Below are 15,896 nucleotides of genomic sequence, written 5' to 3'. Positions count from 1 at the left end.
TTTGACAACATGTTAATGGATAAATTCCTTTCCCTCCGAATTTCGTTTATGGAGTAATGAAAAGTAAGTTATTGCTCATATTGCCCTGTCGCTGTCTTGGTGAAATGGTTTCAGATCCCGGTCATATCTTCCTTCAAGAGCCGAACAACGCTTGACCAGTCCAAAGGGGTATTGGTTAACGGATTCTTACCATTTTCCATGTAAGCCTTAACCAGGGTGTTGTAATCCAGATGGGTATCGCCCAGTGCAACCATTTCACCTGTTTTTTCTGTACATATAATGCAGTTATCAATACGGGCTACGGTTTTTGGTGGCAGTTGGTCAAAAGACGGTACGGCTTGCAAGCGCTGAAATTTTTGCCAGGGTGCCCACTGTAACAGGTAGGCCTCAAGCTTAGCCCCGGAACAATGGGTATTCACTTGCTGAACAGCGTTGGCGATATCCTGATCCGACACATAGGCGCATCCTCTAAATAACATATGCTGAGTTGAACCGGGCAGGTCCAGTTTCTGCTGGCGTACACCAATCTGAAAAGCCAGCACTACTTCAACTTCATCTACCCAGCTCAGGCTCTTCATATGGTCACGGGCAATTCGTTTCACCTCATCCAGGTGCATCATTTTCAGGCCTAATGCCCTTAATTCTTGAGGATCACGGTTTTCCAGGGCCAGTTTTTCCGCCGAATGGCGTAATTGCAACGTTTCCAGATCATCCAGAGCTAGGATGATCCGGTCATCACAGGAACTGAGAGCCTCGTTTATGTGTCGCAGAGCATCTTCCCGAACCCGTTCATTCACGGTAAGTAACGACATAAGTGCCATCACCCGCTGGGCCAATACAGGGCGGGTTACCCTGTTCTGGTAGTCCGCAGTGCTGGTCAGTCGACTCAGGAAACTAACAAGTTCTGTCGTCTGGTCATGGCGGAGATCAAGTTCTGGCATTTCCAGGTCGGATGAAGCCAACTTACGCCAGAAGGCAAAGCCTTGTTCCATGCTTGAAAACTGTTGTTCAGGCTGCCCTGTATTTCTGGAAAAATGAAACTGAATACCAGGTGGCCTGGTGGTGCGCAGACGGTCAATCAAGGTATCTGACAGACCTGTATTGTCAAGAAAGACATGGCGGATTAAACCCTGAGAGGTTCGTCCAATCCTGGTAATCCAGTCAGGCAGGGTTGTAAGGCTGGTGCAACCGGTAAGATTAATGTCACCCCCCACGGATAGGTTGTCTGGTAGCTCCGTCAGGCTGGTGCAACCGACAAGATAAAGGCCATTCCCCACAGAAAGATTATCGGGGAGGGCCGTCAGACATGTGCAACCGGAAAGGCCAAGATAACCCCTCACGGAGAGGCTATTGGGCAGGGTTGTAAGGCTGGTGCAACTGCAGAGATTAATGAAGCCTTCAACGAAGAGGTTGTCAGGCAGGGTCGTCAGGCTGGTGCAACCGGAAAGATAAAGGTTGCCCTTGCCCCCCACGGAGAAGTTATTGGTCACGGTTGTAAGGCTGGTGCAATGGGAAAGATCAATGGTGCCTGCAACGAAGAGGTTGTCAGGCAGGTCCGTCAGGCCGGTGCAATATCTAAGAAAAAGGTCCTCCCCCACAAAAAGATTATCGGGTAGGGTCGTCAGACCGATGCAATAGTTAAGATAAAGGCTGCCTCCCACGGAGAAGTTCTCGGGCAGGGCCGTCAGACAGGTGCAACCGGAAAGATCAAGGTAGCCCCTCACGTAGAGGTTATTGGGCAGGGTTGTAAGGCTGGTGCAATTGGGGAGATTAATGCTACCTTCAACAAAGAGGTTGTCAGACAGGATAGTCAGTCTGGTGCAACCGAAAAGATAAAGGTCACCCCCCACGGAGAAGTTATTGGGCAGGGTTGTAAGGCTGGTGCAATTGGAAAGATGAATGTTGCCCTCAACGAAGAGGTTGTCAGGCAGGGTCGTCAGGCTGGTGTAACCGGAAAGATCAAGGTTGCCTTTGACTTGGTAATGAACATCATTAGAAAAATCCTGTTGTAAAATCCGTGCTTTCATTTCATTCGGTGTAATCATTTCTGTCAACATAGCCGAACGATCTACTAATGATTTAATTTCTGATGAGTGAGGGGCTTCTCGAGACTGCGGAGTAAGATTTTGATTATCTACACCGTTACCATTAACATTTGATGATGGTACTGCCAAGGGTGAAGATTCTGAAGAAAAAGATCTGATGTTCATTGTTCCATTACCATTATTATTGTGAGTAGAACCCCGCAGGTGATTTTGGACAACATTTTTAATGGATAAATTCCTTTCCCTCCGAATTTCGTTTATGGAGTAATGAAAAGTAAGTTATTGCTCATATTGCCCTGTCGCTGTCTTGGTGAAATGGTTTCAGATCCCGGTCATATCTTCCTTCAAGAGCCGAACAACGCTTGACCAGTCCAAAGGGGTATTGGTTAACGGATTCTTTCCATTTTCCATGTAAGCCTTAACCAGGGTGTTGTAATCCAGATGGGTATCGCCCAGCGCAACCATTTCACCGGTTTTTTCTGTACATATAATACAGTGATCAATACGAGCTACGGTTTTTGTTGGCAGTTGGTCAAAAGACGGTACGGCTTGCAGGCGCTGAAATTTTTGCCAGGGTGCCCACTGTTCGAGATAGGCTTCAAGTTCAGCCCCGGAACAATGGGTATTCACTTGCTGAACAGCGTTGGCAATATCCTGATCCGACACATAGGCGCACCCTCTAAATAACATATGCCGAGTTGAACCGGGCAGGTCCAGTTTCTTCTGGCGTACACCAATCTGAAAAGCCAGCTCTACTTCAATTTCATCCACCCAAGTCAGGGTCTTCATATGGTCACGGGCAATTCGTTTCACCACATCCAGGCGCATCATTTGCAGGCCTAATGATTTTAATTCGTGAGGATCACGGTTTTCAAAGGCCAGTGTTTCCGCCGAATGGCGTAATTGCAATGTTTCCAGATCATCCAGAGCCAGGATGATCCGGTCATCACAGGAACTGAGGGCTTGGTTTATGTGTCGCAGGGCATCCTCCCGAACCCTGTCATTCTCTACAAGTAAGCATATAAGCGCCATCACCCGCTGGGCCAGTATAGGGCGGCATACCTGGTTATGATAGTCAGCAGTGCCAGTCAGTCGACTCAGGTAGTGAACAAGTTCAGTCGCCTGGTCATGGCGGAGATCAAGTTCTGGCATTTCCAGGTCGGATGAAGCCAAATCACGCCAGAAAGCAAAGCCTTGCTCCATGTTTAAAAACTGTTGTTCGGACTGCCATGCACTTCTGGAAAAATGAAACTGAATACCGGGCGCCGTGGTGGTGCGCAGACGGTCAATCAAGGAATCTGACAGACCTGTATTGTTAAAACAGACATTGCGGATTAAACCCTGAGAGGTTCGTCCAATCCTGGTAATCCAGTCAGGCAGGGTTGTAAGGCTGGTGCAACCGGTAAGATAAATGTTGCGCCCCACGGATAGGTTGTCTGGTAGCTCCGTTAGGCTGGCGCAACCGATAAAATAAAGGCTACCCTCCACAGAAAGATTATCGGGTAGGGTCGTCAGACCGATGCAATCGTTAAGATAAAGGTTGCCTCCCACGGTGAAGTTCTCGGGCAGGGTTGTAAGGCCGGTGCAACCGATAAGATAAAGGCCACCCTCCACAGAAAGATTATCGGGCAGGGCCGTCAGACAGGTGCAACCGCAAAGATCAAGGTACTCCCCCACGGAGAGGTTGTTGGGCAGGGTTGTAAGGCTTGTGCAACCGGAAAGATCAAGGTGCCCCCCCACGGAGAGGTTATTGGGCAGGGTTGTAAGGCTGGTGCAACCGAAAAGTTTAAGGTTGCCTTCGACTTGGTAATGAACATCGTTTGAATAATTCTGTCGTAAAATCTGTTCTTTCATTTCATCCGGTGTAATGCTTTTTGTCTCAAGGGCAGAACGATCTGCTAATGGTTTGATTTCTGATGAGTAAGAGGCTGCTTGAGACTGCGGGGTATGATTTTGACCACCTACCTGGTTATCAGCAGCATTTAATGATGCTACTGCTATGGGAGAGGACTCTGAAGAAAAAGTATTATTAGCAGGAATTAAGTTATTCATACAATTATGACAACATTTTGATGGATAAATTCCCCTACCTCTTAATGGATAAATTCCCCTACCTCCGGATTTTATTTATAGAGTAATGAAAAGTAAGTTTTTGAAAATACTTTTCTAATAGGTGTGCGGAAGCAGATTTTTCTTTTTTATTTGGCTTTGGTTTCCATTGAACTCAGATATTAAGGGGCATGGAACTTAGATGGCGCGTCTGCCACTATCATTGACTTTCTTTTTCCTCCAGAAGCCGAAAAACGCTTGACCAGTCCAAAGGGGTATTGGTTAACGGATTCTTACCATTTTCCATGTAAGCCTTAACCAGGGTGTTGTAATCCAGATGGGTATCAGCCAGTGCAACCATTTCACCGGTTTTTTCTGTACATATAATGCAGTTATCAATACGGGCTACGGTTTTTGGTGGCAGTTGGTCAAAAAACGGTACGGCTTGCAAGCGCTGAAATTTTTGCCAGGGTGCCCACTGTTCGAGATAGGCTTCAAGTTCAGCCCCGGAACAATGGGTATTCACTTGCTGAACAGCGTTGGCAATATCCTGATCCGACACATAGGCGCACCCTCTAAATAACATATGCCGAGTTGAACCGGGCAGGTCCAGTTTCTTCTGGCGTACACCAATCTGAAAAGCCAGCTCTACTTCAATTTCATCCACCCAAGTCAGGGTCTTCATATGGTCACGGGCAATTCGTTTCACCTCATCCAGGCGCATCATTTTCAGGCCTAATGCCCTTAATTCGCCAGGATCACGGTTTTCCAGGGCCAGTGTTTCCGCCGAATGGCGTAATTGCAACGTTTCCAGATCATCCAGAGCCAGGATAATCCGGTCATCACAGGAACTGAGGGCTTGGTTTATGTGTCGCAGAGCATCTTCCCGAACCCGTTCATTCACGGTAAGTAACGACATAAGTGCCATCACCCGCTGGGCCAATACAGGGCGGGTTACCCTGTTCTGGTAGTCCGCAGTGCTGGTCAGTCGACTCAGGAAACTAACAAATTCTGTCGTCTGGTCATGGCGGAGATCAAGTTCTGGCATTTCCAGGTCGGATGAAGCCAACTTACGCCAGAAGACAAAGCCTTGTTCCATGCTTGAAAACTGTTGTTCAGGCTGCCCTGTATTTCTGGAAAAATGAAACTGAATACCAGGTGGCCTGGTGGTGCGCAGACGGTCAATCAAGGTATCTGACAGACCTGTATTGTCAAGAAAGACATGGCGGATTAAACCCTGAGAGGTTCGTCCAATCCTGGTAATCCAGTCAGGCAGGGTTGTAAGGCTGGTGCAACCGGTAAGATTAATGTCACCCCCCAGGGATGGGTTGTCTGGTAGCTCCGTCAGGCTGGTGCAACCGACAAGATAAAGGCCATTCCCCACAGAAAGATTATCGGGGAGGGCCGTCAGACATGTGCAACCGGAAAGGCCAAGATAACCCCTCACGGAGAGGCTATTGGGCAGGGTCGTAAGGCTGGTGCAACTGCAGAGATTAATGAAGCCTTCAACGAAGAGGTTGTCAGGCAGGGTCGTCAGGCTGGTGCAACCGGTAAGATAAAGGTTGCCCTTGCCCCCCACGGAGAAGTTATTGGTCACGGTTGTAAGGCTGGTGCAATGGGAAAGATCAATGATGCCTGCAACGAAGAGGTTGTCAGGCAGAGGCAGGTCCGTCAGGCCGGTGCAATATCTAAGAAAAAGGTCCTCCCCCACAAAAAGATTATCGGGTAGGGTCGTCAGACCGATGCAATAGTTCAGATAAAGGCTGCCTCCCACGGAGAAGTTCTCGGGCAGGGCCGTCAGACAGGTGCAACCGGAAAGATCAAGGTAGCCCCTCACGTAGAGGTTATTGGGCAGGGTTGTAAGGCTGGTGCAATTGGGGAGATTAATGCTACCTTCAACAAAGAGGTTGTCAGACAGGATAGTCAGTCTGGTGCAACCGAAAAGATAAAGGTCACCCCCCACGGAGAAGTTATTGGGCAGAGTTGTAAGGCTGGTGCAATTGGAAAGATGAATGTTGCCCTCAACGAAGAGGTTGTCAGGCAGGGTCGTCAGGCTGGTGTAACCGGAAAGATCAAGGTTGCCTTTGACTTGGTAATGAACATCATTAGAAAAATCCTGTTGTAAAATCCGTGCTTTCATTTCATTCGGTGTAATCATTTCTGTCAACATAGCCGAACGATCTACTAATGATTTAATTTCTGATGAGTGAGGGGCTTCTCGAGACTGCGGAGTAAGATTTTGATTATCTACACCGTTACCATTAACATTTGATGATGGTACTGCCAAGGGTGAAGATTCTGAAGAAAAAGATCTGATGTTCATTGTTCCATTACCATTATTATTGTGAGTAGAACCCCGCAGGTGATTTTGGACAACATTTTTAATGGATAAATTCCTTTCCCTCCGAATTTCGTTTAAGGAGTAATGAAAAGGTAATTTCTCAAAAAGTGCTGGAAGCAGGATAATTTCGGTCAGTCGTCTATCCTCTCACCATGGCTTTTCTAGAACACCAGCAGTTACAACCTGAAGATCTACTGAGATTCATCACTCAGCAGCAAGAGCAGATCATTCAGCTCAAAGAGCAGATAGAATTGCTTGAAGCAGAGATTCGTCGTCTAAAAAAACTGCCCGCAAAGCCTGACATCAAACCAAACACCAAACCTCCCGATGATGACACCGGCAGCCCTGATGGAGATCCATCCGCTCCTGAGGGTAACGATGGAGCCAGCCCAGACACCTCGTCAAAGCAGAAGGTTAAGAAGCCCAACGAGAAAACCAGAAAGCAGCGTAAACAGCCCCGAAAGCCATCGGCGGAAAAATCCATACCCATTGCTGCCACTGATGTTCCGGAGGGATCAATCAGGAATGGAACCACCCCTTTTCATGTTCAGGAACTGACAATACAAACATCCAGTATTGAATATCTTTTAGAGCAATGGGTGACACCCGATGGACAAACCATTACGGCCAAACCGCCAGCCAGCCTTCATGGACATCATTACGGGCCAATGCTGCAGGCCTACGTTCTGCACCAGTATCATGGTTGCTCCGTTACCCAGCCAGAACTGCTGGACTGGCTATGGGACATTGGAATCTCTATTTCCAGCGGGGAACTCAGCCAGCTTCTGACGAAAGGACACGAGCAGTTCCATGCTGAGAAAGATGAGCTGTTGACTACAGGTATTCGCTGTTCAAGTTATATCCAGACAGACGACACGGGAACAAGGCATAAGGTGAAGAACGGTTACTGCACCATCATCAATAACGAGTCCTTTGCCTGGTTCGAGAGCACAGACAGCAAAAGCCGGGAAAATTTCGTAAGCCTACTGCACCGCCCATGGTCAACTTACACGTTCACCGACGATGCCTTGATCTATCTGGAAAAACTGGATTACCCCAAAAAGTGGCTACGCGTTCTTAATCCATACAGAGGCGTCACCTTCCTGAGCCATGAAGCCTGGGAAGAATGTATGAAAGACCTGAGACTAACTGGTAGACGGCGCCAGCAGGCCAGTGAAGCCATGATTTATGGCAGCCTGATACAGCATGGAGCAGGACATCTTACCACCTTCAGTGATGGGGCAAGGCAGTTCGACGTTTTCAAACACAGCCAGTGCTGGATACATGCAGAGCGAGGGCTGGCAAAAGTTCATCCGGTCAATGATCAGCAGGCCATGGCTCAGAAATGGCTTCGGACATGGTTCTGGGCCATTTACGATGACCTTAAAGACTTCAAGACAGAGCCAACTGAAAAAAAGGCAATAAAAGTACGACAGGGGTTCCAGGCGCTGATCCAAACCCAAACGTGCAGTGGGCTTCTTCAGGATGCTCTGTCAGGGTTGGCTGTAATCAAGGAAGAGCTATTACTGGTTCTGGATGACCCGAGCTTACCGCTGCACAACAACCTGAGCGAGAGTCAGATACGAGAATATGTTAAACGACGAAAGATCAGTAGTGGGACGCGAAGCGATTTGGGGCGGCAATGTCGCGACACCTTTGCCAGCCTGAAAAAAACGTGTCGCCTGTATGGTCTCTCTTTTTGGGATTATCTGAAAAGCCGACTAATGGGCGATGGGTTATTTCCGAGATTGAGTAACCTGATTGAGGAGGCTTCACGTCATCTTCCGTGTGGTGCTGCCAGCAGTTTTTGAGAAATTACATGAAAAGTAAGTTATTGCTCATATTGCCCTGTCGCTGTCTTGGTGAAATGGTTTCAGATCCCGGTCATATCTTCCTTCAAGAGCCGTACAACGCTTGACCAGTCCAAAGGGGTATTGGTTAACGGATTCTTTCCATTTTTCATGTAAGCCTTAACCAGGGTGTTGTAATCCAGATGGGTATCGCCCAGTGCAACCATTTCACCGGTTTTTTCTGTACATATTATACAGTGATCAATACGGGCTACGGTTTTTGGTGGCAGTTGGTCAAAAGACGGTACGGCTTGCAGGCGCTGAAATTTTTGCCAGGGTGCCCACTGTTCGAGATAGGCTTCAAGTTCAGCCCCGGAACAATGGGCATTCACTTGCTGAACAGCATTGGCGATATCCTGATCCGACACATAGGCGCACCCTCTAAATAACATATGCTGAGTTGAACCGGGCAGATCCAGTTTCTTCTGGCGTACACCAATCTGAAAAGCCAGCACTACTTCAACTTCATCTACCCAGCTCAGGCTCTTCATATGGTCACGGGCAATTCGTTTCACCTCATCCAGGCGCATCATTTTCAGGCCTAATGCTCTTAATTCGCCAAGATCACGGTTTTCCAGGGCCAGTGTTTCCGCCGAATGGCGTAATTGCAACGTTTCCAGATCATCCAGAGCCAGGATGATCCGGTCATCACAGGAACTGAGAGCTTCGTTTATGTGTCGCAGAGCATCTTCCCGAGCCCGGTCATCAGCAAGTAACGACATAAGCGCCATCACCCGCTGGGCCAGTACAGGGCGGGATACCCGGTTCTGGTAGTCTGCAGTGCTGGTCAGTCGACTCAGGTAATGAACAAGTTCAGTCGCCTGGTCATGCCGGAGGTCGAGTTCTGGCATTTCCAGCTCGGATGAAGCCAAATCACGCCAGAAAGCAAAGCCTTGCTCCATGTTTAAAAACTGTTGTTCGGACTGCCATGCACTTCTGGAAAAATGAAACTGAATACCAGCCGCCGTGGTGGTGCGCAGACGGTCAATCAAGGAATCTGACAGACCTGTATTGTCAAGATAGACAGAGCGGATTGTACCCTGAGAGGTTCGTCCAATCCTGGTAATCCAGTCAGGCAGGGTTGTAAGGCTGGTGCAACCGGTAAGAGTAATGTCACCCCCCACGGATAGGTTGTCTGGTAGCTCCGTCAGGCTGGTGCAACCGATAAGATAAAGGTTGCCCTCCACAGAAAGATTATCGGGCAGGGCCGTCAGACAGATGCAACCGGAAAGACCAAGATAACCCTTCACGGAGAGGCCATTGGGCAGGGTTGTAAGGCTGGTGCAACCGTAAAGATAAAGTTTGCCCCCCACGGAGAAGTTATTGGGCACGGTTGTAAGGCTGGTGCAACCGGTAAGATTAATGTCACCCCCCACGGATAGGTTGTCTGGTAGCTCTGTCAGGCTGGTGCAACTGATAAGATAAAGGTCTCCCCCCACAGAAAGATTATCGGGCAGGGCCGTCAGAGATGTGCAACCGGAAAGACGAAGATCACCCCCCAAGGAGAGGCTATTGGGCAGGGTTGTAAGGCTGGAATAGCAGAGATAAATGGAGCCCTCAACGGAGAGGTTGTCAGGCAGGGTCGTCAGGCTGGTACAATTGGAGAGATGAAGGTTGCCCTCAACGAAAAGGTTGTCAGGCAGGGTCGTCAGGCTGGTGCAACCGCAAAGGTTAAGGTTGCCTTTGACCTGGTAATGAACATCATTGGAAAAATCCTGTTGTAAAATCCGTGCTTTCATTACATCCGGTGTAATCATTTCTGTCAAAATAGCCGAACGATCTACTAATGATTTAATTTCTGATGAGTGAGGGGATTCTCGAGACTGCGGAGTATGATTTTGATTATCGACATCGCTACCATTAACATTTGATGATGGTACTGCCAAGGGTGAAGATCCTGCAGAAAAAGATCTGATATTCATTGTTCCATTACCATTATTATTTTGAATAGAACCTGGATGTTGATGTTGGACAACATATTAATGGATAAATTCCTTTCCCTCCGGATTTCGTTTATAGAGTAATGAAAAGTAAGTTATTGCTCATATTGCCCTGTCGCTGTCTTGGTGAAATGGTTTCAGATCCCGGTCATATCTTCCTTCAAGAGCCGAACAACGCTTGACCAGTCCAAAGGGGTATTGGTTAACGGATTCTTTCCATTTTCCATGTAAGCCTTAACCAGGGTGTTGTAATCCAGATGGGTATCGCCCAGTGCAACCATTTCACCGGTTTTTTCTGTACATATAACACAGTTATCAATGCTGGCTACGGTTTTTGGTGGCAGTTGGTCAAAAGACGGTACGGCTTGCAGGCGTTGAAATTTTTGCCAGGGTGCCCACTGTTCGAGATAGGCTTCAAGTTCAGCCCCGGAACATTGGGTATTCACTTGCTTAACAGCGTTGGCAATATCCTGATCCGACACATAGGCGCACCCTCTAAATAACATATGCCGAGTTGAACCGGGCAGGTCCAGTTTTCGCTGGCGTACACCAATCTGAAAAGCCAGCTCTACTTCAATTTCGTCCACCCAGCTCAGTTTCTTCATATGGTCACGGGCAATTCGTTTTACCTCATCCAGGCGCATCATTTTCAGGCCTAATGCCCTTAATTCGCGAGGATCACGGTTTTCCAGGGCCAGTGTTTCCGCCGAATGGCGTAATTGCAACGTTTCCAGATCATCCAGAGCCAGGATGATCCGGTCATCACAGGAACTGAGAGCCTGGTTTATGTGTCGCAGAGCATCCTCCCGAACCCGGTCATCGGCAAGTAACGACATAAGTGCCATCACCCGATGGGCCAGTACAGGGCGGGATACCTGGTTCTGGTAGTCTGCAGTGCTGGTCAGTCGACTCAGATAGCGAACAAGGTCAGCAGCCTGGTCATGCCGGAGGTCAAGTTCTGGTATTTCCAGGTCGGATGACGCCAACATACGCCAGAAGGCAAAGCCTCGTTCCATGTTTGAAAACAGCTTTTCAGGCTGCCTTGCATTTCTGGAAAAATGAAACTGAATACCAGGCGACCTGGTGGTGCGCAGACGGTCAATCAAGGTATCTGACAGTCCGGTATTCTCAAGATGGATATTGCGGGTTCTACCCTGAGAAGTTTGTCCAATCGTTGTAATCCAGTTAGGCAGGGCCGTCAGGCTGGTGCAATTACTAAGATTAAGGTCACCTCCCACGGAGAGGTTTTCTGGCAGGGCCGTCAGGCTATAGCAACGTACAAGCTCAAGGTGTCCCCCTACGGAGAGGTTCTCGGGTAGTACCGTCAGGTCGGTGCAATAAAAAAGATGAAGGTTGCCCCTCACGGAGAGGTTCTCGGGCAGGGTCGTCAGGCGGGAGTATCGGGCAAGCAAAAGGTCGCCTTCGACTTGGTAATGAACATCATTAGAAAAACTCTGTTGTGCAATCAGGTCTATCAATTTACTTTGTATAATCTTTTTTGTCTCAATGGCAGAACGATCTACCAATGATTTGATTTCTGATGAGCAAGAGACTGCTCGAGATTGCGGGATATGATTTTGACCGTCTACATCGTTATCATCAACAGTTGATGATGGTACTGCCAAGGGAGAAGATCCCGGTGAAAGAGGTCTTAGGTTCATTACTTCATTATTTCTATAAATAAAGTCTTGAATATAATGTTTGACGACATTTTGGTGGATAGGTTTTCACCATCCCCCTGTGCCAACATAGTTGACATAGTACTGACTCATGAACTCCGAAAAATAACTATATGCCCTGCCAAGCCTGTTTAAAGGTTGTCCAGTTCTATATTGTATGCGATATGACAAGGGATACATGCGAGGCCACCCATGACAGAAATATAGACGTTGCGAACTGAGGAGGCAGAGTCATTTGCGTCGACAAATACGTCATAGGAATAAGCCCCGGCTAAAGCCCCAGAAGCAAACGCGACAGCAACTCCGAAATAATCAGCAACTTCACAAGCAGCCCCGAGAGCTCCAACGGCAGAACCGAGAGTTAAGGCCGCAGCGACTGTCCCGTCAAAGACAGCTAAACCTTTGATGATCTCCAGAGCATTCCCAAGGGGCAAAAGCTTGACAGTTCCCTCGGTAATACCCGAGAGAACAACCGCGGGAACAGCCAAGCTACAAAAAGTGCATAAAGGTAAGATTTCATTAAGAAAGTCACGAGCAACACGATAGAAAGTTGGTCTGAAAATGGCAAAAGCTGTTGTCGAAATATTAACTATACGCTCATATAATGGGGTATGGTTTATCCTCTGCAAATCACCATCAGTTAATTGTTGTGAGCACATAAGACACCGCTTTTGGTCAGAAGTCTCTATCCATGTCTGCATACATGATCTGCCAAAAGTATGTCCACATGTTAGTTCGATAATTTCGCAATTTTTTACGTCATAACATATTGGACATGCAACACCATTAACGTTCATAAATCTCTCGCATTTATTACTTTAATGGAGGTTAGAGCATCTTTATTTGGCTTTGGTTCCCTTCGGATACCCGGGTTTCAAAGTAAGTCTGCCACTGTCGTTGAACTTCTTCTGCCAAGATCTTCTGCCAAGAGCCGTACAACGCTTGACCAGTCCAAAGGGGTATTGGTTAACGGATTCTTACCACTTTCCATGTAAGAATTAACAAGGCTGATAGCGTTTATCAGAGCAAGTGGTTAACTGTTTATTGCTGCTCTTTGGCTGCGATCCGGTCCCTGACCATGTTGTAACGTTCCAATGGCATACCATTTTTGGCCAGCCCCATCTCTTTTACCAGAGAGTTGTCTTTAGTCACGATGGTTACGTTAAAGCCGTCTTTTGTCGGGGTTACTTTGCCTACTTTAACATTGGGGTTGCCCTGCATGATCAGTCGGGCTTCATTGAGGGTTCTGATTTCAGTGGCAGAGAACTCGCGATTCATGTGCTCTTTGACGTTATTGCCCATCATGCCACGCTTGTCGTGCTCTCCTTTCATGAACTGACCTGAGCGATTGCCTTCAGAGCAGTGTCTGCCATCACCTCGCCCATTGTCACCCCACCAGGCGAAAGCTGAGGAAGCGGTCAATACAGTGACCAGGGTGGTTGCTATCAAGGTTGTCTTTTTCATGGCTTTTATCCTCAATTGTCCTCAATCGGTTTCCACGTTGGTTTGCTGAAACCCGGGAAATTATTTCGGGCTTCAATGAATTTTATTAAAAACCATGAATTTCTCAGAAATATCCCAAAATTATGGGTCTTTGTCGCAATTTGTATCAATTGTTCGCAGCCTATCCAAAGCAACCCCATTTCAACCTTATAATGTCAACTGATGTCAACAAGGCCTGAACCGAAATCCGGGTGTGGAACGCCATGAAAAAACACATTCTTGTGGTTGATGACCACGATGAGATTCGTGATCTGTTAGGACGCTATCTGGATCAGCATGGCTACCTTGTTTCTCTGGCCGATGGCGGAGCAGCCATGCGTGAAGTCCTTGAGCGTGAAGCCATTGACCTTGTAGTTCTGGATATCATGATGCCGGGAGAAGACGGGCTGACGTTATGTCGTTATCTTCAGGAAAATGATGGCCCGCCCGTGATCATGTTGACCGCCATGAGTGAGGAAGCCGATACCATCGTCGGTTTGGAGATGGGGGCGGATGATTATGTCTCCAAACCGTTCAGCCCGAGGGAGTTGCTGGCACGAATCAAGGCCGTTTTGCGTCGTCTGGAGCATGTTTCAGCCAGGGAGCCAGCTGTCAGTGATCATTCCACATTGACGTTTAAGGGCTGGAGCCTGGATGTTCATCAGCATCAGCTGACTCGGGAAGATGGTTTGCTGGTGGATTTGAGCGCTGCCGAGTTTCGATTGTTAAAGGTTTTTCTGGAGCATTCACGGCAGGTATTGAGCCGGGATCAGCTGATGGACCTCACCAGGGGGCGTGAGGCTTTGCCATTTGACCGGAGTATTGATAACCATATCAGCCGGTTGAGAAAGAAGATTGAGAAAGATCCGAAACATCCAACACTGATTAAAACCGTCTGGGGTGGGGGATACATGTTTACAGAAGTATCAAAAGCGGTATGAACGACTTATTCCCTGATTCTATTCGCAAGAGGATCAGCAAACCGGGCGCATTTAAACGTCTATGGTCGAGTATGGTGACCCAGATGGTTTTGGTTGTTCTGGTCGCCCTTGTTTTTGCCCAGGTGTTCAGCTTTGTCATTCTTGGCAATGCCTACCGCACGGTTCTGTCGGATATCAGTCAGAGGTCACAGTTTCAACAGATAGAGTCCCTGGTCTGGTTACTGGAAAATAACCCGGTCACTGATTACTCAGCCATTCTTGCAGCAGCCAGAACCCAGAATGCCTGGTTTACTGTTGATGAACGCAGTGAGCTGACCAGCAAAGATATGAATGTTCACGATCAACGACTGATGCAGCGTTTATTGCACTTGATGGGGAGCCAATACAAAGGGCGTATACTGGTAAAAGTGGACCACTCACGGGGTGAGGGGCTGATAAAAAGCGTTACTGCCAAAGCCCCGGCCTTCAGAAGCGGGGAGTCAGAGTACCGGAAGTCTTCCAGACCTTGCAGTGATGGAGATAGTTGTCAGAAACCATGGCATCATCAGCGTCCAGTGCCAGATTCCCGGGGTGATGCCAACCGCCGCTATTTCCGGGAAGGGTGGCGCCCCCCGCTGATAACCAGCCTGCAGGTTTCTGTGCATATGGTTAATGGTTACTGGCTGAACCTGAAAGCCACGGCTCCTGCAGCACCACCGCTGGCTGCAAAACAGACCGTTATTTTCCTGGTTACGTCCATGGTACTGGTTCTGGCAGCCCTTGCGGTGATGGTGAGGCGTATTACACGGCCCTTACGCATGCTGGCAAAAGCGTCTACCCGTTTGGGGGTTGGAGAGCAGGTAGAGCCTTTGCCTGAGAAAGGCCCAGCAGACCTGAAGGAAACCATCCGGGCATTTAACAAGATGAATGATCGTCTGCAGCGGTTTGTGTCGGATCGAACCCGGATGCTGGCGGCATTATCCCATGACCTCAGAACCCCTATCACCAGCATGCGGCTCCGGGTCGAACTGATGCCCCGGAGCAAGGATCGTGACCAGCTTCTGGCCACTCTGGAGGAGATGCAGCAGATGTCCGAGGCCACATTGGCATTTATGCGTCAGGCATCGGACAACGAAGTGACTCGACAGGTGGATCTGAACGCCATGACCGGCAGCCTGTGTGACGATCTTGCTGAGCTCGGGCAGGATGTGAGTTTCCGGGAAGCTGGTGAGGTCATTATCCGCTGTCGTCCAGTGAGTCTTAAGCGGGCACTGAGGAACCTGATTGAGAACGGCGTTAAATATGGCCAGCGGACTGAGGTGAGTCTGAAGCAACATCACCGGGCCGGTCAGCATTTTGTGGCTGTGGTGATTCAGGACCATGGGCCGGGTATTCCTGAAGATAAGATGGAGCAGGTGTTTGAGCCCTTTTTCAGACTGGAAGAGTCAAGGAACCGGGATACCGGGGGGATTGGCCTGGGGATGGCTATTGCCCGCAATATTGTCCGTAATCATGGTGGTGAGATCACTCTCGAAAACCGTCTGCAGGGGCTCACAGTTACACTGGAGTTGCCATTGAACCGGGGATAAA

10 protein-coding genes are annotated in these 15,896 nt (G+C 48.4%); 3 read left to right on the top strand and 7 right to left on the bottom strand.

Annotated elements, in window-relative coordinates; genetic code table 11:
- Positions 1-110: 110 nt before the first annotated feature.
- The 3 genes from MJO57_RS02470 to MJO57_RS02460 form a co-directional block, all read right to left on the bottom strand.
- The gene (locus MJO57_RS02470) at positions 111-2,027 is read right to left on the bottom strand and encodes an NEL-type E3 ubiquitin ligase domain-containing protein (RefSeq protein WP_252022682.1); all 1,917 of its coding nucleotides are present in this window, start codon (positions 2,025-2,027) and stop codon (positions 111-113) included.
- Positions 2,028-2,366: 339 nt separating this feature from the next.
- Complete coding sequence (locus MJO57_RS02465; protein ID WP_252022679.1) at positions 2,367-4,097, bottom strand: NEL-type E3 ubiquitin ligase domain-containing protein; 1,731 nt, start codon at positions 4,095-4,097, stop codon at positions 2,367-2,369.
- A gap of 217 nt (positions 4,098-4,314) precedes the next feature.
- Positions 4,315-6,234: an NEL-type E3 ubiquitin ligase domain-containing protein gene (locus tag MJO57_RS02460; RefSeq protein WP_252022676.1), complete on the bottom strand. Its 1,920-nt coding sequence runs from the start codon at positions 6,232-6,234 to the stop codon at positions 4,315-4,317.
- Between the two features lie 353 nt (positions 6,235-6,587).
- Between MJO57_RS02460 and MJO57_RS02455 the strand changes: the two genes are divergently transcribed.
- Positions 6,588-8,246 (top strand): transposase, encoded by a 1,659-nt coding sequence (locus tag MJO57_RS02455; RefSeq protein WP_252022674.1) that lies wholly within the window; start codon positions 6,588-6,590, stop codon positions 8,244-8,246.
- Between the two features lie 62 nt (positions 8,247-8,308).
- On the opposite strand, the gene MJO57_RS02450 is transcribed toward MJO57_RS02455, so the two are convergent.
- The 4 genes from MJO57_RS02450 to MJO57_RS02435 form a co-directional block, all read right to left on the bottom strand.
- The gene (locus tag MJO57_RS02450) at positions 8,309-10,024 is read right to left on the bottom strand and encodes an NEL-type E3 ubiquitin ligase domain-containing protein (protein ID WP_252022672.1); all 1,716 of its coding nucleotides are present in this window, start codon (positions 10,022-10,024) and stop codon (positions 8,309-8,311) included.
- A gap of 338 nt (positions 10,025-10,362) precedes the next feature.
- Positions 10,363-11,850: an NEL-type E3 ubiquitin ligase domain-containing protein gene (locus MJO57_RS02445; protein WP_252022670.1), complete on the bottom strand. Its 1,488-nt coding sequence runs from the start codon at positions 11,848-11,850 to the stop codon at positions 10,363-10,365.
- 185 nt (positions 11,851-12,035) lie between these two features.
- Positions 12,036-12,701 carry an RING finger domain-containing protein gene (locus tag MJO57_RS02440; RefSeq protein WP_256493226.1) on the bottom strand — a complete coding sequence of 222 codons (666 nt, stop codon included), beginning with the start codon at positions 12,699-12,701 and terminating at the stop codon, positions 12,036-12,038.
- 244 nt (positions 12,702-12,945) lie between these two features.
- On the bottom strand, positions 12,946-13,368 hold the full coding sequence (locus MJO57_RS02435; protein WP_252022665.1) for a hypothetical protein: 423 nt from the start codon (positions 13,366-13,368) through the stop codon (positions 12,946-12,948).
- A 242-nt stretch (positions 13,369-13,610) separates the two neighbouring features.
- On the opposite strand from MJO57_RS02435, the gene MJO57_RS02430 reads away from it, so the two are divergent.
- Together MJO57_RS02430 and MJO57_RS02425 are read left to right on the top strand one after the other, a co-directional pair.
- Positions 13,611-14,327 carry a response regulator gene (locus MJO57_RS02430; RefSeq protein WP_252022663.1) on the top strand — a complete coding sequence of 239 codons (717 nt, stop codon included), beginning with the start codon at positions 13,611-13,613 and terminating at the stop codon, positions 14,325-14,327.
- On the top strand, positions 14,324-15,895 hold the full coding sequence (locus MJO57_RS02425; protein WP_252022660.1) for an ATP-binding protein: 1,572 nt from the start codon (positions 14,324-14,326) through the stop codon (positions 15,893-15,895). Before MJO57_RS02430 ends, MJO57_RS02425 begins: the two co-directional genes overlap by 4 nt.
- Position 15,896 lies beyond the last annotated feature (1 nt).

It is taken from the genome of Endozoicomonas sp. SCSIO W0465, assembly GCF_023716865.1.
Classification (GTDB): Bacteria; Pseudomonadota; Gammaproteobacteria; order Pseudomonadales; family Endozoicomonadaceae; genus Endozoicomonas.
The sequence above is the reverse complement of the archived record's forward strand: the minus strand, read 5'-3'. Positions and strand labels throughout refer to the sequence as shown.

Bases quoted from the DNA above. Each gene is read 5' to 3' on its own strand.
- MJO57_RS02450 (WP_252022672.1), bottom strand. From the start codon at position 10,024: ATGAAAGCACGGATTTTACAACAGGATTTTTCCAATGATGTTCATTAC.
- MJO57_RS02460 (WP_252022676.1), bottom strand. From the start codon at position 6,234: ATGAAAGCACGGATTTTACAACAGGATTTTTCTAATGATGTTCATTAC.
- MJO57_RS02470 (WP_252022682.1), bottom strand. From the start codon at position 2,027: ATGAAAGCACGGATTTTACAACAGGATTTTTCTAATGATGTTCATTAC.
- MJO57_RS02435 (WP_252022665.1), bottom strand. From the start codon at position 13,368: ATGAAAAAGACAACCTTGATAGCAACCACCCTGGTCACTGTATTGACC.
- MJO57_RS02465 (WP_252022679.1), bottom strand. From the start codon at position 4,097: ATGAATAACTTAATTCCTGCTAATAATACTTTTTCTTCAGAGTCCTCT.
- MJO57_RS02440 (WP_256493226.1), bottom strand. From the start codon at position 12,701: ATGAACGTTAATGGTGTTGCATGTCCAATATGTTATGACGTAAAAAAT.
- MJO57_RS02430 (WP_252022663.1), top strand. From the start codon at position 13,611: ATGAAAAAACACATTCTTGTGGTTGATGACCACGATGAGATTCGTGAT.
- MJO57_RS02455 (WP_252022674.1), top strand. From the start codon at position 6,588: ATGGCTTTTCTAGAACACCAGCAGTTACAACCTGAAGATCTACTGAGA.
- MJO57_RS02425 (WP_252022660.1), top strand. From the start codon at position 14,324: ATGAACGACTTATTCCCTGATTCTATTCGCAAGAGGATCAGCAAACCG.